The organism is Nitriliruptor sp. (assembly GCF_040882075.1).
GTDB lineage: Bacteria > Actinomycetota > Nitriliruptoria > Nitriliruptorales > Nitriliruptoraceae > Nitriliruptor.
In genome coordinates this window covers 41,747-66,206 of sequence record NZ_JBBEBZ010000185.1, presented here as the reverse complement: position 1 = coordinate 66,206, position 24,460 = coordinate 41,747, and the positions used below count along the sequence as shown (strand labels likewise).

Sequence of the window (24,460 nt, the reverse complement as noted above, 5' to 3'; positions counted from 1 at the left end):
GACAGGAACGCCCGCTGGATCTTTGCACCGCCGGTACGGACCGCGTGCGGGATCTCCTTGCCGGCAGACTTCACGTACTCGAGCCCGTAGTCGTCAGCGAGACGACGACGCAGCGCGGTGTCGTGGATGACGTAGTCGCTACCGGTGTAGGACTTCACTCGCTCACGTGGGACACCTAGAACGTGCTCGACGAGATCGAGGTACTCCTCCGCCACGTCGGGATCGTGACGATTCGAGAAGGCAACCATCGCCTTCCCCTTCTCGCCGAGGCTTCCCTCGGCGATGAGGTAGCCGAGGAGGACCGCCTCGTCCTCTGAGAGGTCGCTGCCACCGGTAGCGGTCTCGGCACCGAAGAGGGCCGACACCACCACGTCCCCCTCGGTTAGCTCGTCGACCGTGCGCCAGACGACCCGTCCACGTTCGTTGAGGACCCGTAGGGGGTGGTTGGCCGTGGCCTCGACATGACGGCCAGAATCGAGCACGACTCGCGTCACAGGCTTGCGGTCGTTGTGCGTCACCCCCGCCATGGCCTCGAGCTGCGCCTCCTCGTTGACGAGGCGGACGCCGTAGCTGGACACGTCGGTCACACGGCTGGTGCAGCTGACCGGCTGGTCGACCCGAGCGAACAGCTCCTCGACGGTCTCGAGGCCGTCGTCGGTCCACACGTAGGTCCCCGCTGGATGGCACTTGCCGCTGCTCTCCGGGCCGAACACCTCGATGACGCGGCCTCGGGGGATACCACCGATCCCGAGGGCGAGGTCGAGGGAGAGTGCCCCGGTCGGGATGGCGGCGATGTTGACCGCCGCGGCGTCGCCGAGCTTCATCAGCGAGCCCTTGCCGAACTGCTTCTCGATGTTGGCGAGGGCGAGGTCGAGAGCCTTGTCGCGGTCCACGGCGCTTCCTTGCTCGTCTGGTGGGATCGTGTGTGGGGCGGTGAGGTTCGCGCCACCCGGGGAGCGTGGGAGGCACCGTAGGTCGGAGGTGGGACACCGCCGCGAAGGGTGCGCTCGCGGCTGGGGACAACCGTACCGAACACCTGTTCGTCGGTCGAGCACGTGGCGCAACCAAGGCCGCACCGGCGGTCGCGTCCGAGGCGTTCGCTAGCGTCGACCTCCCTCGTCACCAGCACCGGAGCGTCCGTGTCCAGCGAACCGAACCTCGACACCGGTACCGACACCGACCCCGACAGCGCCGACGCCCCGACCGGCGTCCCCGCCGGCACCGACGCGCCCACCGGTACTCGCTTCGTGTTCATGGACACCGAGGCGACCGGGCTCGACCACCGCCGGCACGAGCTCACCGAGGTCGCGTGGGTCGTGCGGTTCGAGGATGGACGGGAGGAACAGCGTCGCTACTTCCCGACCCACACCACCGACGGTGCGGATGACGACGCGCTCGAGCTCACCCACTACGACGAGCGGATCGCGCCGCAGGACAAGACCCCCTCGAAGGTGTGGTTGACCGAGTTCCTCGAGCACGCGGACGGCGCGGTGCTCGTCGGTGCGGTCCCCGACTTCGATGCCCGCCACCTCGACCTCGCGTGCCAGAAGCTCGGCGTCGAGCCGACCTGGGACCACCATCTGCTCGACGTCGAGACCCTCGCCCTGCCGTTGATCGCTCCCGGCCCGGAGTCACCCCGCAGCCTGGCCAAGACCTGCGCCGCCCTCGGCATCCCGCACGACAAGGACCAGGCCCACGGCGCCCTCTACGACGCTCTACAGGCCATGCGGGTCTTCGACCGCGTGTGGGAGCTGGTGGCCGACCTGCGCTCCTCCGGCGACCCCCTCCCCCCGCCGGTACCCCGCGTCCAGCCACAACCGGACGACGCGACGACCCGATCCGACGGTGAGACGAGCATCGACGGCGTCGCGAACGACGACGCCACGGCACACGCGGTGGAGGCGTCCGAAGCCACCGGTCCCGGCCGGCCCGGCGACGTCAGCGCTTGATGGCGCCGCTCGGGTCCGGTCCGGTGTGGATCGTTCCGGGGGGGAACCGTTGATGGAGAGGTGGAGGGCCGCCGCTCGGGAGGACCTCCGGGAGCGCGGGTACGCCGGTGCGAGTTGGCGGATCGCGACGATGGCTGCACTGCTGGTCACGTCGGCAGCCGTGTTGGTGTGGCTGCGGGCGTACCTGACGACCGGGTACGTGCCGATGCTGCCGGTGCTCGGCGGCGCGAGCCTGGCGACGTTCGTCGTGGCGGCGATCGGCTACCCGGTAGCGGCGCTGCTCTGGATCGATGGCCGTGGACGCGCAGCCCGCGTCGTCGGCTCCGCTGCAGCGGCTGGGTGGCTCCTGACCGCGGTCGTGTTCCAGCTCCTGCTCGGCGGGTCGCTGCAGGTCGCCGGAGAGATCGAGGCCCCGCAGTCAGCGTTGCTCGCGTGGACGTTCCTCGCCGTCGTCGCAGCTGCAGGGCTGTGGCAGCCACCGTCGCGTGCCCGACGATCTGCGGCCACGGTGCTGCTCGTGACCATCGCGGTGGTGGTCTTCACGGCCCGCGGCGGCGTCCAGCTCCAGGGCGCGAGCGGCTACCTCGTCGTCGACGGTGGCGCGGGGTGGCTCCCCGCCGGCCTGGACCGCGGTCCCTTCGACACGTTGCACACCGGCGCATTCACGGCCTGGGTCCTGCTCCTGGTCACGGGGATCGGTTGCTGGTGGATCGATCGACGACTCGCGCTGGCAGCCTGCTGGCTGGCGCCGTTCGTCGCGTTCTCCCAGTTGGGTGCTGCCGGTCCCGCGGCCATCAGCATCGGGCTCGTCGCTGTGGTGGCGGTCGTGGCCCTGGCGGTCCACTCGTCTCCGCCCGGCCGCACGTGACAGCCCACCGACGCGGCTATCGTCTCGTCGCCGAACACGCTGCCGCAGCAGCGATGGTGACCGCGGGTGAACACCGTGTCGCACGGATGGTCGCAGTGGACACTGCCGGTCGGATCGTGCCTCCCTGTGGACGTTGTCGGGAGTTCATCAGCCAGCTTCACGATCAGCACCTCGACGTCGAGGTGCTGGTCAACGACGACACGACCGTCACCCTGCACCAGCTGCTGCCGTTCGACTGGCGCGCCGCACGAACGAACGCGCCCTCACAGTCATCTCGTGGGGCCGACGAGCGATGACGACGATCCCTCGAGCTCACCCGGACCCGCCTGCAGCGATGGCGTCAACGTCCGAGTAGCCCCTACGGGCGTGTCCTTCCGATTGGGCGAGGGTTCCCCGCGGCGTCCGGGGCGCCCGCGGTGCCGCGACTTCGTCGTCTTCGCCTCAGGCGGCTCGCGGGGTCCCCACGTGGCGCTGGCGCCACGCCAGCGCCCCGGTAGGCCGGCGCGCACCCATCGGTCGGGCTCGCGGGGTCCTGACGTGGCGCTGGCGCCACACGAGCACCCCGGTGGGTCGGGCGCACCGATCGGATGGGTTCCGGACGTCCAAGGGGCCGACCAGGCAAGAACCGCCGCTGTCACGGTCGGGGAGGGTTGGGCCCACCGGGCAACACGCCCGCTGCCGGTTCAGGACCCGGCGAGGGGCCAGGCACCCACCGGTTCGTAGCGGGCAGGGCCGCCACCGAGGTGAGAACGAACCAGTTGCACCTCGTCGGCTTCCCAGCTCGCCCCGACCGGCGCGACGGAACCGACCACGGCGTCGGTCACCTCGGCGCCCGAGCGCGACGCGCGGGCGAGGGTGAGGTGCGGGCGCACCGGGCCGCGCCGCACGGGGAGCCCGGCCGCCTCGAGCCCGGTCTGCACGGCGTCGCCGAGCGAGCTGATAGCCCCCTCCGGATCGTCGCGCACCCCCAGCCACAGCGTCCGGTGGCCGAACCGGTCCGGGCGGTCGAGCGCGCAGGTGATCGCCGCACGGGGAGCGACGACCGCAGCGATCACGCGGCCCACGTCCGCGACCGCCTCGTCGGCGACGTCGCCGAGGAACCCCAGGGTGAGGTGCCACCCCTCGGACCGGGTCCAGGTCAGCTCGGGGGCTGCGTCCCGGGCCGGAGCGGCCGCAGCGGTGATCAGCGTGCGGACGTGCGCCGGGACCGGCAGCGCCACGAACAGCCGCTGCGAGCTCACAGCTGTTCGAGCAGCCGGCGACGCAGGAGGTCGAGGGCAGCCGTCCCGAGCCGTGCGATGACCTGTCCTCGGTCGCCGGGCAGCCGGCCGTGGTGCACCTCGGTGTTGCCGTCGGGGTGGGTGAGCGCCCAGAAGCAGGTCCCGATCTCCAGACCGTTCTGGGTGCCGGGGCCCGCCACGCCGGTGACCGCCAGGCCCCAGTCCGCACCGAACCGTTCCCGGGTCGCGCGGGCCAGCGCGTCGGTGACCGGACCGCTGACCGGGCCTTGGCTCTCCAGCAGCTCCTGCGACACCCCGAGCACGCGGTGCTTGGCATCGGTGTCGTAGACCGCCACCCCACCGAGCAGCCCGTGTGACGCGCCGGGGACGCGAGCCAACCGCGCCGAGATCCCACCGGCGGTCGCTGACTCCGCGGTCGAGAGGGTCGTGCCGGTCTGGCCGAGCAACCGGACGATCACGTCCTCGAGCGATTCCTCGTCGAGCCCGGCGACGGCCGGGCCGAGCGCTGCGACGACCTCCTCGACCAGCGGCTGCGAACTGGCGCGGGCCGTGTCGGCGTCCTCCGCGGTGACCGTGAGGCGGACCTGGATCTCCTCGCTCTTGGCCAGGAACGACAGCGTCACACCCTCGCGTCCCTCGACGATGGGTTCGACCTGCTCGGCGACCGAGGACTCCCCCTTGCCGACGACGTGGAGGAGGCGGGTGAGGGTCGCGCCGGCGCCGGCCAGGGCGAGCAGCTCGGGTGCCACATCCCGGTCCCAGAGCGCCTTCAGCTCCCACGGCACGCCGGGGACGGCGAACACCCGGGTCGCCACGTCATCGCCGGGGATGGTCAACGCGAACCCGGGAGCGGTCCCGACCGGATCCAGCGCGAGCGCGCCTCGCGGGATCCGGGCCTGCTTGAGGTTCTGCGGGGCCATCCGCGCGCCCATCGAGGCGAACCGCTGGACGATGGCCTCCTCGAGATCGTCGCGGTGCTCGAGGTCGACGCCGGCGGAGGCAGCCACCGCTTCCCGCGTCAGGTCGTCAGCGGTCGGGCCGAGCCCACCTCCGATGAGGACGACGTGGACCCGCTCGCAGAGCCACCGGAGCGCGTCCACGAACTCGTCGATGTCGTCACGGACGGCGAGGTGGTGACGCACCTCGATGCCGAGCTCGCGCATCCGCTGCGACACCCAGGTGGCGTTGGTGTCGGTGAGGTCGCCGAGGAGCAGCTCGGAACCCACCGACAGGACCGCCGCGCGCAGCGACACGCCCGCCGGTTGCAGCGCCGTGCCGGTCACGTCCACCGGGTGCAGGTTCACCTGGAGCTCCCTTCCGTGGTCGACGACGTCCCACGACGGCCTCGTGCCAGGCGGCCCGCCCGGAACGCGTAGTCGATCCCGGACCAGACCGTCATGACGACCGCGACCAGGAGCAACCCCTCGCGGAGCGTGTCGTCCACGGTCGGCCACAGGTAGGCACCGACCGCGACCACCTGGGTGAGCGTCTTGGCCTTCCCCCAGGCGCTGGCCGCCATGACCAGGTCCAGGCGGCGGACGAGGTTGATACGCAGCAACGTGACGGCGAGCTCGCGGGTCACGATGACCGTCACCGCCCACCACGGCAGCTCGTCGATGTACGCGAGCGAGGCCAGCGACCCGATGATCAGCAGCTTGTCGGCGATCGGGTCCGCCAGCTGGCCCCACCGGGTGATCCCGTGGTAACGGCGAGCGACCCACCCGTCGATCGAGTCGGTGGCCGCGGCGAACACGAACGTGCCGAACGCCCACCAGCGGAGCGTGTCGCCCTCGGCGTCCTGCACGAGCAGCCACAGGATCACGGGGACCAAGAGGGCCCGCAGGAAGGTCAGCGCGTTGGGGAAGTTCAGCCAGTGCGGCTCGGGAGGACCGGCCGGTTCGAGCCCGGTGTCCGACGGGTCACGCACGGGCGCGATCCACCTCGGCGACCAGATCGACACCGACGGCGTCCACGACCTCGGCGGTCACGGTGCGCCCGAGCGGTAGGTCGACGGGGTACCCATCGACGGAGACCAGCTGCACCTCGCCGTCGGTGTCGGGCGCCTCGCGGTAGGAGCGCCCGACCGTGAGCTCGAGCGTGCCGTCGGCCCCGACGTGCTGTTCCTCGACGGTCACGGCGAGGTGGCGGCCGACGAACCGGCGGGCGGCGTCGTCGGCGACGCGTTCCTGGACCTCGGCGAGCCGCTCGAGCCGGTCGGCCGCCTCGTCCGGATCGACCTGATCGGGCATCGTCGCCGCGGGCGTGCCGTCCTCGGGCGAGTAGGCGAACAGGCCGACCCAGTCGAGCTGCTGCTCGACCAGGAAGTCCTCGAGGACGGCCACGTCCTGCTCGGTCTCGCCGGGGAAACCGAGGATGAAGTTGGACCGGAACACCGCGTCCGGGTCGAGCCCGCGGATGCGGTCGATCAGGGCCCCGAAGCGGACGTGGTCGCCGCTGCGGGCCATGCGCCGCACGACCGGGCCGGAGACGTGCTGGAGCGAGAGGTCGAAGTAGGAGGCCACCTTCGGGTGGCCCGCGACGGTCTCGAGCAGCGGCACGGTCAGCTCGGCCGGCTGCAGGTACATCAGCCGCAGCCGTTCGAGCCCGTCCACGTCGGCGAGCGTCCCGACCATCGCCGCCTGACCGTCCCGGCCGCCATCGAGGTCCTTGCCCCACGAGGTGGTGTTCTCGCTGACCAGCACCAGTTCGCGCGCGCCCTGCTCGACCAGCCACGACGCTTCGGCGACCAGCTCGTCGAGCGGGCGCGACCGGAACCGGCCACGGAACGACGGGATGGCGCAGAAGGTGCAGAGCCGGTCGCACCCGGAGGCGAGCTTGAGGTAGGCCCACGGCCGACCGTCGTGCCGGCGGACCGGGAACCGAGGCCCGGTGACGGGCACGCGGTCGAGGTCGTCCTGTGAGGTGCGCGGGTCGGCCGTCGGGCGTGCGGCCTCCGGCGGCAGCTCGGAGACGTTCAGGCCGAGCGCCATCGTCGGGTCACCCGATCCGCGCCCCGTGCCCGAGGCGACGGCCGGCACCGAGATCGGCTCGGCCGCGACCGGCTCGGCCACGACCGGTGTGATCGACAGCAGCGGCAGACCGCGCCGGGTGGGCACGGGCTCCGCAGTCTTCGTGGTGACCCGCTCGTAGGGACGTCCGGCGAGCACATCGTCGACCAGCTGCGGCAGCCGGCCGTACCCGTCGAAACCGACGATGGCGTCGGCTTCCGGGATGGCCTCGGCCAGCTCGTCGGGGTAGCGCTCGGCCATACACCCGACGACGAGCACGGCACGGGCCGCTCCGTCGTCACCCTTGAGATCGCACGCCTCGAGGACGGTGTCGATCGATTCCTGCTTGGCGGGGGCGATGAACGTGCAGGTGTTGACGAGGACGACATCGGCGGTCGCCGGGTCGTCGACGATATCGACGCCCTCGCGGTGGAACAGGCCGGCGAGCTGGTCGGAGTCGACCTCGTTGCGGCCGCAGCCGAGCGTGACGATGGCCACCGAGGTGGCACCGCCCGGTCCCGCGGCAGGGGTGGACGGCGCGGGACCGCCCTCGGCGGGCGGGACCGCGACGGGGGTGGTCGTCGCGTCGGCGGTCACGGGGCTAGGCCTCGCTCTGCCCGTCGGGGGTGTAGGACACCTCGACCACCGAGCCACGGGGTCCGGGGGTACCGAGGTCCTCGCCGTTGAGCTCGACCCGGACACCTCCGGCGTTGCCGAAGCGGACCGTGACCTCGTCCTCGCCCGAGAACGGCAGGGTCTCGCCCTCGCTCGCGACCTGCTCGAACACGATGGTGCCGTCGACGGTCACACGCATCCAGGAATCGGCTTCGAGCGCGAGGAACAGCTCGATGCCCTCGGCGGGCGCGACCGGCTCGTCGGGCTCGTCGGGCTCGTCCGGTCCGGTCGTCGGCTCATCGGGCGCTGCATCCCCGTCGTCTGCCGGTGCGACCGGAGCCTCGGTGGGTTCCGAGGACGCCTGCTCGGGGGCGCGGCTGCCCGCGAGCTGACCGATGAAGGCGAGACCGGCGAGCACGATCACGCCGACGAGCACCCAGGCGATCCAGCCCGGGGGCGCGCTACGCCGCCGGGGCCCGCCGACGCCGATGCCGCTGCCGGGTGCCACGAGCGGCGCGGTGGCCATCGGGTCACCGCTCGAGATCTCGGCCCGGTAGGTGTCGAGCAGCGGCTGCGGATCGAGGCCGAGCTCGACGGCGTAGCTCTTGAGGAAGCCCCGCGCGTACACGTCACCACCGAAGTCGCCGAAGCGTTCCTCCTCGAGGGCACGCACCTGTCCCGACCGCAGACGCAGCGCGTGAGCCGCATCCTCGGGGGTGCGGCCCTGGGCCTCGCGGGCTTCGCGGAGGGTGTCGCCGATACCGGTGCTCAACGGACCTCGCCGATGCGGGGGAACGGGTGGGGCGATCAGGTGGGTGGTCAGGTTGCGTGAGGGTAGAGCCGAGGGGTCGGAGACGCACCAACGGCCGCGGATCACCTCGTCGCCACCGCACACCGCCACCGCCACGAGGACGCTCGTCCGCGGGTCGCTCGACGTGCGCTGATGACCGCGGATGGGTTACGAGCCGGACGTCGCGACGGGCTACGCTCCGCGCCCATGGAGACCTCCCGCGCCCTCACCCTCACCGTGCTCCGCGCACGGGCTACCCGGCTGCTCGCCGCGTCCGTCGTGACGCTGTCGTTGTCGGCCGCCCCCGCCGTCGCCGCCGAGGACAACGTGGCCGAGGACGGCGGAGCCATCGAAGCCGAGGGTGACGAGGAGGAGAGCGGCAAGATCCAGGTCGCCGAGACCCCCCGCGACCGGGTCGGGCTGATCGTCCTCGGGTTCCTCGGCGCCATCACCGTCGGTGGCGCCATCACCAGCCGGCGCCAGCTCAAGGGCGAGCGCCCGCAGGCCTCCGGCGAGTTCCGCTGGCGATGAGCGCTAGATCGAGCCGCTCGACATCGCCTGGTCGAGGTCCTCGGGGCTCCACAGCACGTCGCGGGCCTTGGAGCCCTCGTTCGGTCCGACGATGCCGAGCACCTCGAGCTCGTCCATCAGCCGTCCCGCGCGGGCGAACCCGATGCGGAGCTTGCGCTGCAGCATCGAGGTGGATCCGAGGCCGCTGACCACGACCTGCTCGGCCGCGCGACGCAGCAGCGCCTCGTCGGAGTCATCGTCACCCGAGCGCTGGGCGTCGATCTGCGTCGCAGCGGCGCCCTCCTTGGTGACCGTCGGCACGAACTCGGCCTGGCGCTGGGCCTTGCAGAACCCGACGGCCGCCTCGACCTCGCGTTCGGTGACCCAGCAGCCCTGGAGGCGGGAAGGCTTGCCCTGCGATGCGGGCAGGAACAGCATGTCACCCTTGCCGACCAGCTTCTCGGCGCCGTTCATGTCGATGATGGTGCGCGAGTCGGTCTGCGACGACACCGCGAGGGCGAGGCGCGACGGGACGTTGGCCTTGATCAGGCCGGTGATGACGTCCACCGACGGACGCTGGGTGGCGAGCACCATGTGGATGCCGACGGCCCGGGCCTTCTGGGCGATACGGCAGATCGCTTCCTCGACGTCGCGCGGGGCGACCAGCATGAGGTCGGCGAGCTCGTCGATGACCAGGACGATGTAGGGCAGCCGCTCGGACTCGAGCACGGTGCCGTCCGGACCGGGACGTGGTTCGATCTCGCCCGCGTCGACCGCATCGTTGTACCCGTCGATGTTGCGGTACCCGAGGGTCGCGAGCAGCTCGTAGCGCTGCTCCATCTCCTTGACGCACCACTGCACGGCGTCGGTGGCGCGCCGCGGGTCGGTGACGACCTGGGTGAGCAGGTGGGGGACACCCTCGTAGGGCACGAGCTCGACGCGCTTCGGGTCGATCAGGATCATCCGGACCTGGTCCGGGCGGGCGCGCATGATGATCGAGGTGATCATCCCGTTGACGGTCACCGACTTCCCGGATCCGGTCGCCCCCGAGATGAGCAGGTGCGGCATGGTCGCGAGGTTGACCAGCGCCGGGTTCCCCGCGATGTCGACGCCGAGCGCCACGGTGAGGGGGTGCGGGTCGCGGGCCGCCTCGTCCGAGCGGAGGATGTCACCGAGCGTGATCAGGTCGCGCTGGCGGTTCGGGACCTCGACCCCGATCGCGGACTTGCCCGGGATCGGGGCGACGATCCGCACGTCGGGTGCAGCCAGGGCGTAGGCGATGTCGTCGCCCATGTTGGCGACCTTCTTGACCTGGACGCCGGGGCCGAGCTCGATCTCGAAGCGGGTGACGGTCGGGCCGCGCGACCAGCGGGCCACGGTCGCGTCGATGTTGAACTGGCGGAAGGTCTCCTGGAGCGCCTCGACCTGCGCCTCGATGGTGCGGCGGGACTCCTTGCCCATCGAGCGACCGGCCGCGAGCAGGTCGAGGGAGGGCAGCGTGTAGTCCTCCCAGCTACGGACCGGCGCGACCTTCGTGGCCTTCATGGTTGCCGGGTCACCGCTTCCCCCAGGGCCGACCACGCCGGCCGGCATCCGCGCGCGAGCGACGGGCGGGGCGGGCGCTCGGCCTGCCTCGCGATCAGCGTCGGTGAGCCCGTCCCCGTCGTCGGCGTCCGCGGCGTCCTCGAGCGCGAGCTGCTCGCCGGTCAGCTGCGACAGCGTCGCTCGTACCGGGGTCCCGACCTGGTCGGTGGTGCCGGGATCGATACGGCGGGTGGCGGCGTGGTCCTCGTCGGTCCTCTTCGACCGGGTCGTCTTCGGCTCGTCCTCAGCGGCGACATCGTCCCGCGAGGGTCGCAACCAGTCGATGACCGCCGAGAACGGGGTCTTGGTGACGATCAGCGATCCGAGCAGGAGCAGGGCCACACAGACGGCTCCGGCGCCCCAGATCGACAGGGCGGCGACGAGCGGCGTCGCGATGGCCCAACCGACCAGACCGGCAGCGGGCCAGAGCGTGGAGATCCCATCGGCCGGCGCCGGAGAACCGGCGAACAGGTGCCAGGCGCTGAGCGAGCCGAGCGCGAGCAGGACCGATCCGACCGCGATGCGACCGATGTCCGGGCTCGGGCGGCCGAGCACGACCAGGAGGCCGAACCAGGCGATCAACGGTGGGAGGATGTACCCGGCCACACCGAGCAACCCGCGAGCCACGGCTTCGAGGAAGTCGCCGACGGGACCGCCGGCACCGGCGTACAGGCCGAGGCCCGCCAGGACGCCGAACAGGACCAACCCCACCCCGACAACGTCCTGCTTCTGCTCACCGAGGTGGGACGCGAACGCGCGTCCGGCGCGACCGACGGGGCCGGGACCACCGCCGTCGGCACCCTTCGACCCGCGCTTGCCGGCGCTAGCGCTGCCCTTCCCACCGCCCTTGGCCGAGGACGACCGGGGCGTCGTGGCGGCCTTGCTGCGGCTGCTGCCGCCGCGGCGGGAGGCGGTCTTCTGCCCGCTGCGGCTGCCCGCGGAGGAGGACCCGCCGCGCGTGCGCGAGGGGGTCTTCGTCGAGGACGCCACGGCAGCCTCCGGGGACAGGCAGCGACCCGCGGTCGACGGGCCACGTCGCAGCGTACGCGCACCACCACCCTGGTGGAACTACACCGACGTCGGTGCGCGGATCGTGACACGGTGCGGGGGGCGGGGGTGGACGCCGCCAGCCGACGATGGCCGGACGTGGTCGTCCGGACAGGAGCTCACCAAACCCCACCCCCCGGACGCGGCGAACCAGGTCCAGCAACCACCCACCCCCGACCACGGAGCTGAACGTGCGCAAGACCCTGACCACGCTGGCAGCGACCGGCGCGATGCTCGCGCTACCGATCGCCGCGTCCGCCCAGACCCCTACCACCTTCACCGCGAACCTGACCCAGGCCAACGAGAGCGGCGCGAGCGGCACCGCGACGGTCACCCTCGACGGGACGACGGCGACGGTCCGCGTCGACGGGAACAACTTCTTCGACGGCTTCCCGCACGCCATGCACATCCACGGCGAGCCGGGTGGCGACAACGTCTGCGGTCCGTTGAACCCGAGCGACTCGGGCTTCGACGCGGCCGACGAGGACGGTGACGGCATCCTGAGCGTCGCCGAGGGCGTCCCAGCCTACGGCGGCATCCAGGCCTCGCTGACGACCGAGGGTGACACCTCGCCGGACAGCGGACTCGCGGTCGAACGCTTCCCGACCTCCGGGACCCTCGACTACGAGCGGACCTTCGAGGTCTCGCAGGACGTCGCGGACAACATGAGCTCGCTGCACGTCGTGGTCCACGCCACCGACCTGAACGACTCCGGTGAGATCGGCGACCAGGGCACCCCGAGTTCGCTCGACCCTGACCTCGACATCGAGGCCACCGCTCCCGCCGCATGTGGCCAGCTCGTCGCGTCCGCCGCGGGCGGCGTGGCCACCGGTGCGGGTGGCACGACCGAGTCCGGTTCGACCACCGGCGCGATCGCTGCCGGGGCCCTCGGCCTCGCGGCCCTCGGTGCCTTCGGCGCCCGTCGCCGCAAGGTCGTCGCCTGACACCGCCGGTGCGGGGCGCTCTTCGGAGCGTCCCGCACCGCGGTCACCGACCGTCTCCGCCCAGCCTCCGAAGGAGCGTCTCCGTGCGACGCCTACGACCGCTCCTGGTCCTGATCGCCCTCGTCGCGTTCACGGCTTCCTGTGCCACCGGCCCCGCGGACGACACCGCCAGCACGGCAGCAGCTCCCGTCGAGACCGCCTCCGCCGAGGACGCAGCCAGCCAGGATCGCAGCGAACCGGGCAGCACCACGCAGGCGACCATCGACCAGATGCTGTCCATGGACCCCGACGTCCTCGCCAGCGCCCACGACCACGACACGGCGGGCGACCACAGCGACCACAGCGACCACACGATGCCCGACCACCCGAACGGCATCGACCCCGAACGCCTCGTCATCCCCGCCATCGGCGTCGACGCCGACGTGATCGATCTCGGTCTCCAGGACGACGGCACGATGGAGGTCCCGAACGACTTCGCCCAGACCGGATGGTTCGACCGGGGGCCGAAGCCCGGACGCGTCGGTCCCGCGGTCATCGCCGGTCACGTCGACTCGACCACCGGCCCGGCCGTCTTCTTCCGGCTGAACGAGCTCAGCGCCGGTGACGAGATCGAGGTCCACGGCGAGGACGGCGACATCGTCACCTTCGTGGTCCGTGAGCTCGAGCAGCACCCCAAGGACGACTTCCCCACCGAAGCGGTCTACAGCGGCACCCCCGGTCCCGAACTGCGCCTGATCACCTGTTCGGGTGAGTTCGACCAGGGCGAGCGCAGCTACCGCGACAACACCATCGTCTTCGCCGAGCGGGTCGATTGACCAGCCGCCCGATCACCCTCGAGGAGCACGACCGTGACGATCACACCCCGCGCCCGCAGGACCGCCTCGCTCGCCGCCGCCTCAGCGTGCGCTCTGGTGCTCGCGGCCTGCGGCGCAGGGGACGAGCCACTCGCGGACCCCGACGCAGCGACGCAACCCGAGGTCACCGCGCCCGAGAGCGAGGCGCCGGATGAGGACCCTGCGGAGGAAGCGGCCGACGCGCCGGCCGACGTCGACGAGCCCGCGTCCTCAGGTACCCAGGTCGCACTGCTCGATGACGACGGCTTCGTCTTCTCCCCCAGCGATGTGACGGTCGCCGCCGGCGAGACCGTGACCTGGGTGCACGAAGGTCGCATCTCGCACACGGTGACGGCGGACGACGACTCGTTCGGATCCGGCACGATGGCGGCCGGCGACACCTTCGAGGTCACCTTCGACGAGCCGGGCACCCACCCCTACGTGTGCGACTTCCACGGCTCGATGCGTGGCACGATCACGGTCTCCTGAACCCGGGTCAGGCGCCGCCCAGCGGTACGCCCGGACGGTACGCCCGGACGGTACGCCCGGCGATGAACGGAGGTCAGCGTGTCGCGAGGACCCTGGTTCGCCGGGCTCGGTGCGGTCATCGCCGTGCTGCTCGTCGCACGGCTGCTGTTGCGCCGACCACTGTTCGGCGACAAAGCGCGACCGCTGTCGGCCACCGACGCATGGCTCGCGGGGATCTCGATCGCGCTGCTCGCTTTCCACTGCACGGCGATGTTCGCCCCGGACGCGGTCGCGACGATCGCCGTGCTCGACGGACCGGCGGCACGCGTGCAGGACCTCGGTGACCCCGTGGGGCAGGCGGCCTACTGGCTCCCCGCCATCGCCGCGGTCGCTGCCATCCGACGGCTGTGGTGGCCCGCACCGGTCGGCGCGACCCTCGCGTTGACCGCCGTGGGCGTCACGATGTACGCCGGGGGCTTCACGCTCACCGAGCACGTGGTGACCATCGTCGTGGCCGCGGTCTGGCTCGCCGTCGTCGCGACCGGTCTGATCAGCCGGTTCGACCGGACCGGTCACCCCGTGCGAGCAGCGGATCGCGACCGCTCCGCACCGACGGGAGCCACGTGAGACCCGCCTCCTACAGGTCGACGACCACGGGCAGGATGAACGGCCGGCGGCCGGTCGTCGTCTTCCAGTGCCGCCCGAGCGCCTGGGTGACGTGGCGCGAGATCGCCTGCGGGTCGTCGAACTTGGCTTTGGCGACCCCCGCGAGCTCGGTCTCGACCGCTTTCTTGGCCGCTTCGAGGAGGTCGTCGGCATCGTCGGCGAAGACCACGCCCTTCTGGGTGACGACCGGTTCACCGACGAGCCCGTCGTGCGGGTCGATGGTGACCACGCAGAAGCAGATGCCGTCCTCACCGATGCGACGACGGTCCCGCAGCACGGCGGGGCCGACGTCGGGGAGCAGCCCGTCGATGTACACGTGGCTGGTCGGGTAGGCGTCGGTGCGGCGCACCTTGCCGTCCTCGAGCAGGATGCTGTCGCCGTCCTCGCACACGGTGATGTGCTCGGGCAGGCAACCGGTGAGCTCAGCGATGTCCCGGTGCGCGGACATGTGGCGGTGCTCGCCGTGCACGGGGACGAAGTACTCCGGTTCGACGATGTTGTGGAACAGGATCAGCTCGTCGCGCGACGCGTGGCCCGACACGTGGACCGGTGCGGTCCCGCTGTGGATGACCCGGGCGCCGCGTCGGTAGAGGCCGTTGATGTTGCGGAAGACGGCCTGCTCGTTGCCGGGGATGAGCGAGCTGGCCAGGATGACGGTGTCGCCCTCCCCCACCTCGAGGCGCCGGTGCTCACCGGAGGCCAGCAGCGACAGGGCGCTGAACGGTTCGCCCTGCGACCCGGTCGAGATGACGATCAGTTCGGACCGGTCGTGGCGGTCGACGTCGTGCAGTTCGACGAGATCGGAGAGGTCGCCCTCGAGGTAGCCGAGCTCGGCGGCGATCGCCATGTTGCGGACCATCGAACGACCGACGAAGACGGGTTTGCGGCCGACCGAACGGGCCGCATCGAGCACCTGCTGGATGCGGTGCACGTGGCTGGCGAACGAGGCAACCACGACCAGCCCGGTGGCCTTCTGGATCTCCTCGCGCAGGACCCGGCCGACGGTGCGTTCGGTCGGCACGTGCCCCGGACGGTCGGCGTTGGTGGAGTCGGCGAGCAGCAGATCGATGCCCTCGTCGCCGAGCCGCGCGAAGTGGGCGAGGTCGGTCGGCCGGCCGTCGATCGGCGTCTGGTCGAGCTTGAAGTCGCCGGTGTGGACGATCATCCCGTGCGGGGTCCGGAACGCGTAGGCGCACCCATCGGGGATGGAGTGGCTGACCTGCACCACCTCGGCGTTGAACGGGCCCTCCTCGACGGTCTCGCCGGGCTCGACCTCGACGAACTCGGGCCGAACGAGGTCGGGCCACTCCTCGAGGACGGCCTGCACGAACGCGATGGTCAGGCGGGTACCGAAGACGACCGGGATGTCGGCGTCCGCGTCCTCCTGCAGGTCGCGCAGCAGGTACGGCAGCGCGCCGATGTGGTCGAGGTGACCGTGGGTGAGGAAGACGGCGCGCACGTCACCGGCACGCGGCTTGATCCACCCCCAGTCGGGCAGGATCAGGTCGACCCCGAGGTGTTCAGCGTCGGGGAACAGGACCCCGCAGTCGACGACCGCGATCTCGCCGTCGATCTCGATGGTGGCCATGTTGCGGCCGATCTCGCCGAGACCGCCGAGGAAGCTGACGCGGACAGGTGGGGACTTGGACATCAGGACGAGCCTTGGGAGGAAGAGGTGGCGGCGAGCGAGGTGCGCACCGCGTCGAGGGCGTCGGTGACCGCACGCGTGGCCTCGGGTGAGGCCTCGACGAGCGGGAGGCGGACGGGGCCGGCGGGCAGACCGAGCGCGTTCATCGCGCCCTTGAGCGGAGCCGGCGAGGGTTGGTTGAACAGCGCACGGTGGAGCGGGAGGCAGGCGAGGTGGAGCTGCTGCGCACGGCCGGGGTCGGTGGCGAACACGTCGACCATCTCGGCCAGCTCGCGGCCGACCAGGTGCGCGGCGACCGAGATGATCCCGACACCGCCCGTGGCCAGGATGGCGAGGTTGAGCTCGTCCGCGCCGGACCAGACCCCGAAGCCGCCGGGGGCACCAGCCGTGGCGTTCAGCACGTCACCGGGCTTGGCGCCGTCCCCGGAGGCATCCTTGACCCCGACGATGTTCTCGACCTCGGCGAGCGCAGCGAGGGTCGGCACCTCGATGGCGCGGCCCGTGCGGGTGGCGATGTCGTAGAGCACGATCGGCAGGTCGGTCACGCCGGCGACGGTGCGGAAGTGCTCCACGAGCCCACGCTGGTCGGGGCGGTTGTAGTAGGGGGTGACCACGAGCAGGCTGTGGGCGCCCATCTCGGTCGCGCGTTCCGTGGACCGGATGGCGGTCGCGGTCGCGTTCGAGCCGCTGCCCATCATCACCGTCGCACGGCCGTCGACGGCCTCGAGGACGACCCGGAGCAGGTCCCACTGCTCGTCGCCGAGCAGCGTCGGCGACTCGCCCGTGGTGCCGTGCACCAGCACGGTGTCGGTGCCGGAGGTGACGAGGTGGTCGGCGACGGTCTGGGCACCGTCGAGGTCGAGCGCCCCGTCGGCGGTGAACGGGGTGATCATCGCCGTGACGACCCGACCGATGGCGGGGCTCGGGCTGCTGACGGGCAGGGACACGGGTCACCTCGGCTGACGGGGTGGGACGCGACTGGGTGCGGTGGGACGCGGCGCGGGAGGACGGCGCAGGCGGGCGGCCGAACGGGCCTATCCTAACGGCAGACCCCGTGACCCACCGGTGGTCGTTCCGCCGGTACCTGGGCACCGCACCCGTCGCCCACGGCCCCGCGAGACGAGGAGCTCCCGTGATCTGGCACGTCGTCCGCTTCGACCTCGGTGGACTCGAGGAGCCGGTCCGCGCCGATCTCGAGCAGATGCTCTCAGGGCTGGCCGACCTCGACGTCGTCGCGTTCCTGCGGACGGGACGCGATGTCCAGGATCCGGCCATCACCGGCCTGCTCGTCGGGCTGGCGGACGAAGCCGCCCTCGCGGCCTACCGCGACCACCCCGGCCACCAGCCGGTCGTGCAGCGGATCCGCGAGCTCGACGTCCCGCGGGTCGCGGTCGACATCCGTTCCGACGACGACCCGGGGCTGCTGTCGTGACGGGCTCGACGTTGATCCTCGCCCACGCCGGCGAGGGGGCGACCTGGCAGGCCCTGCTGGTCGTGCTCTCGCTCGGCCTCGTCGTCGTGGCGGTGCTCGCGGTGCTCGGCCGCGTCCGGCTCGACCAGGCCGACGACCTCGTCCTGCCGCTCGCCGGCGTCGCCATCGTGTCGTCGCTCGCACCGCTCGCGTCGGAGTTCCTCTCCGACTGGGTGGGCTGGGCGTTCCCGGCCGGCGTCGTCGCGCTGCTGGCCATCCTGGCCGCGGCGCTGACGCCGTTCGATCTGTCGCCGAGGTCGCCGTTCACCTACGGGGTGGCGGCCATCGCCATCATCGCGGCCGTCGCGCTGCACCAACCGATCACGCTCGCCTGGCACCCGCCGCCGGACTTCCTGCCGATCGCCGACGACATCGAGGTGGCGATCACCGCCCCGGCCGATAGCGGGGACGTCCCTGCGGGTGAGCTGACGGTGACGGTGACCATCACCGGTGGGTCGGTCCAGAGCGAGCTGCTCGCCCCCGACCAGGTGCCCACCGACCCCGAGGAGGCGGGCCAGCTCGCCGTCGCCATCGACGGTCAGGTGCTGACGCCGGAGTTCGTCGAGGACTGCACCGTCGACGCACCCTGCACCGAGGTCACCTTCCCGGTCGAGGTCGAGCCCGGCGAGCGGGTCATCGCCGTCGAGTACCGGCGGGGGGACGGGGTCCCGATGACGCCGTTGGTCACCGACCGCGTGGAGTTCACGGCGAGCTGACCCGGCGACCGTGCCGGAACCTGGGCTCCAGCCCAGGACGTTGCGGCGGAGACGGCCGACGACAGCTCCTGCCGGCGCAGTGGTGCAACTCCCTGGGCTGCGGCCCAGGGAGTTGCACGAGGGCGGCAGCCGAGGCGCTCGCCGCCGTGCTCACGGAGAACGGAACCGGCGGCCCAACGCGAGCTCGGTCGCGAGGTCCAGCGCCGCGAGGGTCAGCTGCTGGCGCTGGCTGGGTCCGCCAGGGTCGCGAGCGGCACGCGGTCGACGATCCACGCGGTCGGCGATCCACGCCGGCGGCATGCGCTCGGTGCCGACCTCGAGCCGGCGTCGGGGACCCGGCGGCGCCAGCTCCGCGAACGCGCGGAGCAACCCCGGCACGCGGCGAGCGCCGCGGCGTCAGCTACCTCGTCCTCGGACCGCGCCGACGACGCACGCCGCCGCGAGCACCACGATGACCGGACGCTGCGTCGCCGCCGCCTCGCCGATGAACGGCAGGGTCGGCAGCGACGACAACGGAGCGGGGAGCGCAGGTGCGACGGCGAGGAAGAGCACCGCGGCAGCGACGGCGGGGATCAACGGATCGCGCCGGGCGTGCACGATGGCCGCAGCGACGATGCCGCCGATCAGGGCGTAGGCACCGATGGCCCACCAGGCGGTCGAAGACTCGGCCACGCGCGACAGCTGGATCGCGAGGTCGAGCAGCAACAGGGGTGCGATACCGAGCGCGAGCCCCAGCACGATGCTCCTCGCACGAGCACCGGCGCCGCTCACGAGCCGCCCGCGCCACGGGCGGTGCGCCGGGCTTCAGCGGCACGCTCGGATTCGAGCCGTTCGAGCTCGCCCGTGCCGTGGTCGACGTGGACCATCGCGTCGGCGACGGCACGGTGGCCGGCGCGATCGCCGATGAGCCGGTGCATCTCCTGGACGACCTTGCGGTACTGCGGGTGGCCCTGCGGGGTCGAACGCAGCTCCAGCATCTGCATCGCGGCGCGGGCGTTGAGCTGCATCGCGTACCGGACGCGGTAGGCGAAGCAGACCGCGTACTGCGCGGCGACCGGGTGGTCCGGCAGCAGCCGCTCGTAGAGCGCTTCGGATCGACCGAGCGCTGCACGCCAGCGGTCGGCGACGCCGGCCTCCTCGAGCTCCGGCGGCGTCTCGTACCCGTGGCGGGTCGTCAGGTCCTGCCACTCGATCGTCAGCATGCGGTGACGCTGCAGGTCGCGGAACCCGCCGTAGTCGCCGAGGACGTCGAAGCGGTACCAGACGCGCTCGAACCCTCGACCGGGGCGGTGGCGGCGGTTCGCGCGCTCCCCCACGTAGGCGCGGAGCACCTCGGCGCGGCGGCTGGCGCTCCAGGTCCGGACCTCACGTGCGAGCTGCCGCTCGGAGACGCGCACGTGGGGGTAGAGCGCCGCGGTGACGAGGGCCACCTCGGCGTCCACCGGGTCGCGGGGCGACCAGTCGGTGAGGGTGACGAGGTCGGCCGGCTGATCGGTGACGGACACGTACCGATCGGCGAGGTCACGGGTGGCGTGCCGGGTGCCGCGCAGGTGATCGGACCAGGCGCCACCGCGGTCCGGGCGGTCGACGCGGGTCAGGAACGAGGGGATGACGCGCCGCAGTTCGCTGAGCAGCCGCCCCGACAGCTCGTGGGACTCGGCGAGATCGTCGGCGTTCAGGTGCAACAGCAGCGACTCGTACGACTGTCCCGACGCGAACATGCCGACGTTGGACGTCGTCGCCGCCGGCAGCAGGCCGCGCAGCAGGTCGAGCGCCTTGGCCTTGGTCGCGTTGCGGTAGACGAAGTCCGAGGTCGCCTCGTCCTGCACCCACCGGGTGCGGACCCACTCGAGGACGATCGGCACCAGCTCGGCGTACGTCGCGAAGATCGCGTCGAGCTCGGTCGTGAACGCCTCCGCGTGCGGACCGTCCATCACCTCCGCGGGACGGTGGTAGCGGTAGCGGCCGTCGACCTGCCCGTCGTAGGCGATGTACCGCGTCGACTGCTCGAGGTAGGCGGCCAACCGCCCCCACTCGATGCGCTTGGTCACCAGGTTGCTGACCTCCTCGAGCGCGACGTGGGCCCCGCCGAGCTGCGCGACCGAGTCGTCGCCGTAGTCGCTGAAGACGCGCTGGTAGAGCGCTTCGGCACGCGCGGCGGGATCCTCGGTGGCGAGGTCGTCGGCGAACTCGTCGAGGAACAGGCGCTTGAGCGACCCGCCGTAGCGCGAGTACCGCGCGAACAGGGCGCCCTTGACCACCTCCGGCAGGTCCGTCAGGGCGAACACGTCCCCATCTGGATCGGTGACGTACCGCCCGAGCAGCTCACGCTCGTCGGGCGTGAGGGGCGCGTCGGACACGTGATGCTCCGGGGAGGGTCGAGGTGTGGTCGTCGGTGGCGCACCCTAGCTCCGCCCCACGACCGCACCGGGGGTCCGCGTACGCTCCGCGCTGACGCTGGTCGACGTCGCCCCCGGCCGCAGGTTCCAGGAGGACTCGACCAGCTGGCTCAACCGACGCTGGCGCCACCGGCGGGAGGTCGCCTCCCTCCCGACCGGTGGCTGCGAACTGACCGACGTGCTCGAGGTGACACCGCGCCTACCGGGCGGCGGTCCCGTGACGCGCTGGTTGGTCGGGCGCATCTTCGACCGGCGCCACCGGTACCTGCGTGACCGCTTCGGTTCGGACCGCGGGCAGGCCGGCGCGGCGCTCGGGCTCCTGATCGGCATGGAGGGTCCCGGGGTCGACGACCTCGTCGAGTTCCTCACGCCGTTCGCCGGTCCGGGGCCGATGTCGGCCGGCCGCAACGAGCCGTGCCCCTGCGGGTCCGGCCGCAAGCACAAGGTGTGCTGCGCGGTGCGTGGTGGGTGGCCACTGCGGGACCGGATGCCGTGGCTGATGCGCAAGCTGATGGCGTTCTACGCCAGCCCGGCCGCCCGCGACACGGTGCTCGATGTCGCCCGCAGCACCGGGATGGCTGAGGAGGGTGCCGCCGACAGCTACCGCGACACCGCGGCGCTGAACCTCGCGCTGTTCGAGGGAGGCGTGATCGCGGACCTGTGCGACCTGCGCGGTTCGCTGCTACCCGCCGACGAGCTCGAGCTGCTACGCGACTGGTCGCGGGTGCGCGCCGGGCTGTACGAGCTGGTGGAGGAGGCCGACGCGGACGGCACCTGCACCCTGCTCGACCTGTTCGACGGCGAGCGCACCACCTTCGCGGACGGGTCACTGGCCGCGAGGCTCGAGGTCGGTGACGCGGTGCTCGCGTGGCTGGTGACCGACGAGGCCGGGACCGCACCGTTCCACAGCGTGGTGCCCGTGCCCGACCGAGCGCGTGACAGCTTGCTCGACCTGCTCGACGATGACCTGTCGGCGACGGTGTTGGCGCGCTGGCTGCGGGACCTGCACGCCCCGCCGCGGCTGGCGACCACCGCCGGGGACGCGTGGCTCGACATCCGGCAGGTCTACGCCGTAGGCGACGTCGACGCGGCCCGGCGGGTGCTGGCCGAGCACCTCGAGGAGGACGAGGACGACGGGGTCCTGCGCGCGTTCGAGGAACGCCGCGGCACCCGGTGGCTGAAGGGCAGCGTCGAGGTGGTGGACGGTCAGCTGCGGGTGGCGACGACGTCCGCGCCGCGGGCGGCGTGGTTCGCCGAGCTGATCGCGCGGGTCGTGCCGGAGGTCGAGCTGATCGACGAGCAGCGCCTGCCGGCGGCGGACCTGGTCGGTACGCCGAAGGACGACGAGGAAGAGGCGGACGACGACGGTCCGGCCGGCGGGCTGATCGACCTCGACGCGCTCGCTCCGGAGGCCCGCCAGGGGATCGAGGAGCAGCTCGAGGCGATGATGGCCAGCTACGAGGACGCGTGGGTCGACGAGCCGGTGCCCGCCCTCGGTGGCGCCACCCCACGGGAGGCGGCGGACGACCCGACGCGGCGCGAGACGCTGCTGCGGCTGCTCGACGACGTGGAGCGCACGCGGGCGTCCTGGACGGGACCCGGCCGCCGCGGGATGGATCCCGACCGTCTCCGCCGCCTGCTCGGCCTCGCCTGACCCCAGGGCCGCGTCGCGCGGTTCGGCTCGGAGCAGGGACGTCCGAGACGTGCCCATCCGTGTACCCTGCCCCCCATGAGTTCAGCCCGGATCAACGTCACCCTCGACGGAGCTCTTGCGCGCAAGCTGTCGGCGATGGCTGAACGGATGCACGTCAACGAGGGCACCCTGGCCCGATCATTGCTCAGCACGGCGATCGTCGAGGCTGAACCGGATGCTGCCAACATCACCGCCCTCCTCGATGGCATCGACGGTGCTTGGGATGACGCTCAGGAGGGTTGGCGGCAGGCTCAGGCAGGCCAGACCATCCCTCTCGACCAGCTGTAGGGCATGCCCCGCGTCGAGTTCTCACCTCGCGCCGCCCAGAACCTCGATGAGCTCATCACGTCGCTGAGTCTGCCGACCGATACCCGGCGGCGCGTCCGCATGAGCCTGCGAACACTGGAGGCCTTCCCCAACCTCGGTCGCGAGCTCGCAGGGCGATGGACCAACTTCCGGGCGGTGCTGGGGCCGTGGCGATGGATGCTGATCGTCTACCGGATCGACGACGCCAACGATCAGGTCGTGGTGGTCACCGTGCAGGACGCGCGCAGCTCGTCAGCCGCGACCAGCTACGGCCGGTGAGACGCGGCCGTCTCCATCCACTCGCTGTTGATGGGGTCGCTCTCCGGTTGGGCGGGGTTCGAGGACAGGGTCAGGCGAGTCACGGGAGGTGGGCCGGCGGCTACGGGCCGGTGCCGAGGCGGCGTTCGCCGTTGGCACGCATCGCGGCGTTGGCCATCAACAGCAGCACGACGTCGGGGTGCGTGAAGTCGGCACGCAGCACGCCGGCGGCCTGTGCGCGCTCGACCCGGCGAACCAGCCCGTCGAAGGCGCGCGTACGCAACTGGTCGATCTCCGGCGCCGACGACAGCTCCATCGTGACCAGGTCGGGGATGCCCCGGTCGCGAGCCTGCAGCGCGGCGGCGGTGCGCACGTAGGAGACGAACCCATCCCACGGGTCGTCGGTGGCCAGCGCCACCTCGACCGCATCGAGGTGCTCGACCACCCGGTCGGCGAACACCGTATGTGGGGAATGTTCCCCACATACCGCGACGTGTGCGGGGAGGCGCTCGCCCTCACCCCTCACCCCTCACCCCTCCCCGCATCCCCGCGAGCCGCCGCGACCTGCCGGTCCGTACCCACCCGCTGACGAACTCACGTCGCGGTGAGCACGGCGAGGACCCGGTCGGCGAGGATCGCCACGCCCTCGGGGCCCGGGTGGAACCCGTCGCGGCCGAAGGCGGACGCCGGCAGGCCCCCGTCCGCGCCCACGACGGCGATGCCCAGCTCGGCCGCGGCACGGCGCTGGGCACGGGCGACGCGGCGGCAGGACACGCCGAGCACCGGCCCGAGCACCGAGGGCAGTCCGGGGGCCCTGGACAGGTCGGGGCAGGTCAGCAGGACGACGGTCGCGCCCGGCGCCCGATCCCGCACCGCCGTCAGCAGCCGCCCGGTCGAGCTGTGGACGGTGGCCAGGGACCGCCCGCGAACCGCGTCGTTCACCCCGACACCCACCACGACCACCTCGGCGTCGGGAGGGAGGGTCGGGACCTGCCGGTCGATGACGTCGTCGGTGGTCGCACCGTCGACCGCGACGCTCGTGACGTGGACCGGACGGCCCGTCGCTGCCGACAGCCGCCGCGCCACCTGCCGGGCCAGCCCGAGATCAGCGTGCGGCAGGCCGTGGCCAGCGGCGGCGGAGTCACCGAGGACCGCGAGGTCGCAGGGCGCCCCACGGCCGGGGAGCACCACCTCGTGGTCGAGCGGGGGCACACGCGCCCCGGCCTCACGCAGGGACCGCACCTGCGCCGCCGTACGCTGGGCGAGCACCACCAGCCCGGTGACCGCCCCGGCGAGGGCGACGGCCACCACCCGACGGGCTGAGCCCCCGGGGTACACGTCGTGCGCCCCCGCAGGCGCCCCGGGAAGGGACCGACCCGTCGGGGGCGTTGGGGACGGAGGTGCAGAGGGCGTCGCCACGAGCAGGAGGCTACGCCGGCACGAGAG

Annotated in this window: 24 protein-coding genes and 1 pseudogene; 12 read left to right on the top strand and 13 right to left on the bottom strand. The window is 72.1% G+C overall.

Going from position 1 to position 24,460, the window contains the following annotated elements; all coding sequences use genetic code 11:
* Positions 1-893, bottom strand: a pseudogene (locus tag WEB03_RS12880) (intein-containing recombinase RecA); the annotation flags it as partial.
* 246 nt (positions 894-1,139) lie between these two features.
* On the opposite strand from WEB03_RS12880, the gene WEB03_RS12875 reads away from it, so the two are divergent.
* Together WEB03_RS12875 and WEB03_RS12870 are read left to right on the top strand one after the other, a co-directional pair.
* On the top strand, positions 1,140-1,949 hold the full coding sequence (locus WEB03_RS12875; RefSeq protein ID WP_368071351.1) for an exonuclease domain-containing protein: 810 nt from the start codon (positions 1,140-1,142) through the stop codon (positions 1,947-1,949).
* A gap of 130 nt (positions 1,950-2,079) precedes the next feature.
* Positions 2,080-2,817, top strand: a complete 738-nt coding sequence (locus WEB03_RS12870) for a hypothetical protein (RefSeq protein WP_368071350.1) — start codon at positions 2,080-2,082, stop codon at positions 2,815-2,817.
* 683 nt (positions 2,818-3,500) lie between these two features.
* Here the strand turns inward: WEB03_RS12870 and thpR are convergent.
* Genes thpR through WEB03_RS12845 form a run of 5 tightly spaced genes read right to left on the bottom strand, consistent with a single transcriptional unit; the run spans position 3,501 to position 8,453 of the window.
* Complete coding sequence (thpR, locus tag WEB03_RS12865) at positions 3,501-4,058, bottom strand: RNA 2',3'-cyclic phosphodiesterase (protein ID WP_368071349.1); 558 nt, start codon at positions 4,056-4,058, stop codon at positions 3,501-3,503.
* A complete protein-coding gene (locus tag WEB03_RS12860) occupies positions 4,055-5,362 on the bottom strand; it encodes a CinA family nicotinamide mononucleotide deamidase-related protein (protein WP_368071348.1) in 1,308 nt (435 codons plus the stop codon). Before WEB03_RS12860 ends, thpR begins: the two co-directional genes overlap by 4 nt.
* On the bottom strand, positions 5,359-5,985 hold the full coding sequence (gene pgsA, locus WEB03_RS12855) for a CDP-diacylglycerol--glycerol-3-phosphate 3-phosphatidyltransferase (protein WP_368071347.1): 627 nt from the start codon (positions 5,983-5,985) through the stop codon (positions 5,359-5,361). The genes WEB03_RS12860 and pgsA overlap by 4 nt, the downstream gene beginning before the upstream one ends.
* Positions 5,978-7,663 carry a 30S ribosomal protein S12 methylthiotransferase RimO gene (rimO, locus tag WEB03_RS12850; protein WP_368071346.1) on the bottom strand — a complete coding sequence of 562 codons (1,686 nt, stop codon included), beginning with the start codon at positions 7,661-7,663 and terminating at the stop codon, positions 5,978-5,980. Before rimO ends, pgsA begins: the two co-directional genes overlap by 8 nt.
* A gap of 4 nt (positions 7,664-7,667) precedes the next feature.
* Positions 7,668-8,453, bottom strand: a complete 786-nt coding sequence (locus WEB03_RS12845) for a helix-turn-helix domain-containing protein (protein WP_368071345.1) — start codon at positions 8,451-8,453, stop codon at positions 7,668-7,670.
* A 225-nt stretch (positions 8,454-8,678) separates the two neighbouring features.
* On the opposite strand from WEB03_RS12845, the gene WEB03_RS12840 reads away from it, so the two are divergent.
* Complete coding sequence (locus WEB03_RS12840) at positions 8,679-9,002, top strand: hypothetical protein (RefSeq protein ID WP_368071344.1); 324 nt, start codon at positions 8,679-8,681, stop codon at positions 9,000-9,002.
* A gap of 3 nt (positions 9,003-9,005) precedes the next feature.
* Here WEB03_RS12840 and WEB03_RS12835 read toward each other — a convergent pair whose 3' ends face one another.
* Positions 9,006-11,555, bottom strand: coding sequence for a DNA translocase FtsK (locus WEB03_RS12835; RefSeq protein ID WP_368071343.1), 2,550 nt, complete (start codon positions 11,553-11,555; stop codon positions 9,006-9,008).
* A gap of 248 nt (positions 11,556-11,803) precedes the next feature.
* Here WEB03_RS12835 and WEB03_RS12830 point away from each other — a divergent pair, with 248 nt between their 5' ends.
* The 4 genes from WEB03_RS12830 to WEB03_RS12815 all read left to right on the top strand — a co-directional run bounded on the left by WEB03_RS12830 (position 11,804) and on the right by WEB03_RS12815 (position 14,484).
* Entirely contained in the window at positions 11,804-12,556 is a 753-nt protein-coding gene (locus tag WEB03_RS12830) for a hypothetical protein (RefSeq protein ID WP_368071342.1), read from the top strand.
* A gap of 83 nt (positions 12,557-12,639) precedes the next feature.
* A complete protein-coding gene (locus WEB03_RS12825; protein WP_368071341.1) occupies positions 12,640-13,371 on the top strand; it encodes a class F sortase in 732 nt (243 codons plus the stop codon).
* Positions 13,372-13,404: 33 nt separating this feature from the next.
* On the top strand, positions 13,405-13,878 hold the full coding sequence (locus tag WEB03_RS12820) for a plastocyanin/azurin family copper-binding protein (protein ID WP_368071340.1): 474 nt from the start codon (positions 13,405-13,407) through the stop codon (positions 13,876-13,878).
* A 78-nt stretch (positions 13,879-13,956) separates the two neighbouring features.
* A complete protein-coding gene (locus WEB03_RS12815; RefSeq protein ID WP_368071339.1) occupies positions 13,957-14,484 on the top strand; it encodes a hypothetical protein in 528 nt (175 codons plus the stop codon).
* 10 nt (positions 14,485-14,494) lie between these two features.
* Here the strand turns inward: WEB03_RS12815 and WEB03_RS12810 are convergent, their stop codons facing one another.
* Positions 14,495-16,174 (bottom strand): ribonuclease J, encoded by a 1,680-nt coding sequence (locus tag WEB03_RS12810; RefSeq protein ID WP_368071338.1) that lies wholly within the window; start codon positions 16,172-16,174, stop codon positions 14,495-14,497.
* A complete protein-coding gene (gene dapA / locus WEB03_RS12805; protein WP_368071337.1) occupies positions 16,174-17,118 on the bottom strand; it encodes a 4-hydroxy-tetrahydrodipicolinate synthase in 945 nt (314 codons plus the stop codon). The genes WEB03_RS12810 and dapA overlap by 1 nt, the downstream gene beginning before the upstream one ends.
* 185 nt (positions 17,119-17,303) lie before the next feature.
* Here dapA and WEB03_RS12800 point away from each other — a divergent pair, with 185 nt between their 5' ends.
* Together WEB03_RS12800 and WEB03_RS12795 are read left to right on the top strand one after the other, a co-directional pair.
* Positions 17,304-17,603: a Dabb family protein gene (locus WEB03_RS12800; protein WP_368071336.1), complete on the top strand. Its 300-nt coding sequence runs from the start codon at positions 17,304-17,306 to the stop codon at positions 17,601-17,603.
* Complete coding sequence (locus tag WEB03_RS12795) at positions 17,600-18,358, top strand: hypothetical protein (RefSeq protein WP_368071335.1); 759 nt, start codon at positions 17,600-17,602, stop codon at positions 18,356-18,358. Before WEB03_RS12800 ends, WEB03_RS12795 begins: the two co-directional genes overlap by 4 nt.
* A 396-nt stretch (positions 18,359-18,754) precedes the next feature.
* Here the strand turns inward: WEB03_RS12795 and WEB03_RS12790 are convergent, their stop codons facing one another.
* Positions 18,755-19,096 (bottom strand): hypothetical protein, encoded by a 342-nt coding sequence (locus WEB03_RS12790; protein ID WP_368071334.1) that lies wholly within the window; start codon positions 19,094-19,096, stop codon positions 18,755-18,757.
* A 29-nt stretch (positions 19,097-19,125) separates the two neighbouring features.
* Positions 19,126-20,718, bottom strand: coding sequence for an FAD-dependent thymidylate synthase (locus WEB03_RS12785; protein WP_368071333.1), 1,593 nt, complete (start codon positions 20,716-20,718; stop codon positions 19,126-19,128).
* A gap of 256 nt (positions 20,719-20,974) precedes the next feature.
* Here WEB03_RS12785 and WEB03_RS12780 point away from each other — a divergent pair, with 256 nt between their 5' ends.
* The 3 genes from WEB03_RS12780 (at position 20,975) to WEB03_RS12770 (ending at position 23,035) form a co-directional block, all read left to right on the top strand.
* Positions 20,975-22,411, top strand: a complete 1,437-nt coding sequence (locus tag WEB03_RS12780) for an SEC-C domain-containing protein (RefSeq protein WP_368071332.1) — start codon at positions 20,975-20,977, stop codon at positions 22,409-22,411.
* A 75-nt stretch (positions 22,412-22,486) separates the two neighbouring features.
* Positions 22,487-22,738, top strand: a complete 252-nt coding sequence (locus WEB03_RS12775) for a hypothetical protein (protein WP_368071331.1) — start codon at positions 22,487-22,489, stop codon at positions 22,736-22,738.
* Positions 22,739-22,741: 3 nt separating this feature from the next.
* Positions 22,742-23,035, top strand: coding sequence for a type II toxin-antitoxin system RelE/ParE family toxin (locus tag WEB03_RS12770; protein ID WP_368071330.1), 294 nt, complete (start codon positions 22,742-22,744; stop codon positions 23,033-23,035).
* A gap of 100 nt (positions 23,036-23,135) precedes the next feature.
* Here WEB03_RS12770 and WEB03_RS12765 read toward each other — a convergent pair whose 3' ends face one another.
* Together WEB03_RS12765 and WEB03_RS12760 are read right to left on the bottom strand one after the other, a co-directional pair.
* Positions 23,136-23,459, bottom strand: a complete 324-nt coding sequence (locus WEB03_RS12765) for a hypothetical protein (protein ID WP_368071329.1) — start codon at positions 23,457-23,459, stop codon at positions 23,136-23,138.
* 149 nt (positions 23,460-23,608) lie between these two features.
* The gene (locus WEB03_RS12760) at positions 23,609-24,322 is read right to left on the bottom strand and encodes a GDSL-type esterase/lipase family protein (RefSeq protein ID WP_368071328.1); all 714 of its coding nucleotides are present in this window, start codon (positions 24,320-24,322) and stop codon (positions 23,609-23,611) included.
* Between the last annotated feature and the right edge of the window lie 138 nt (positions 24,323-24,460).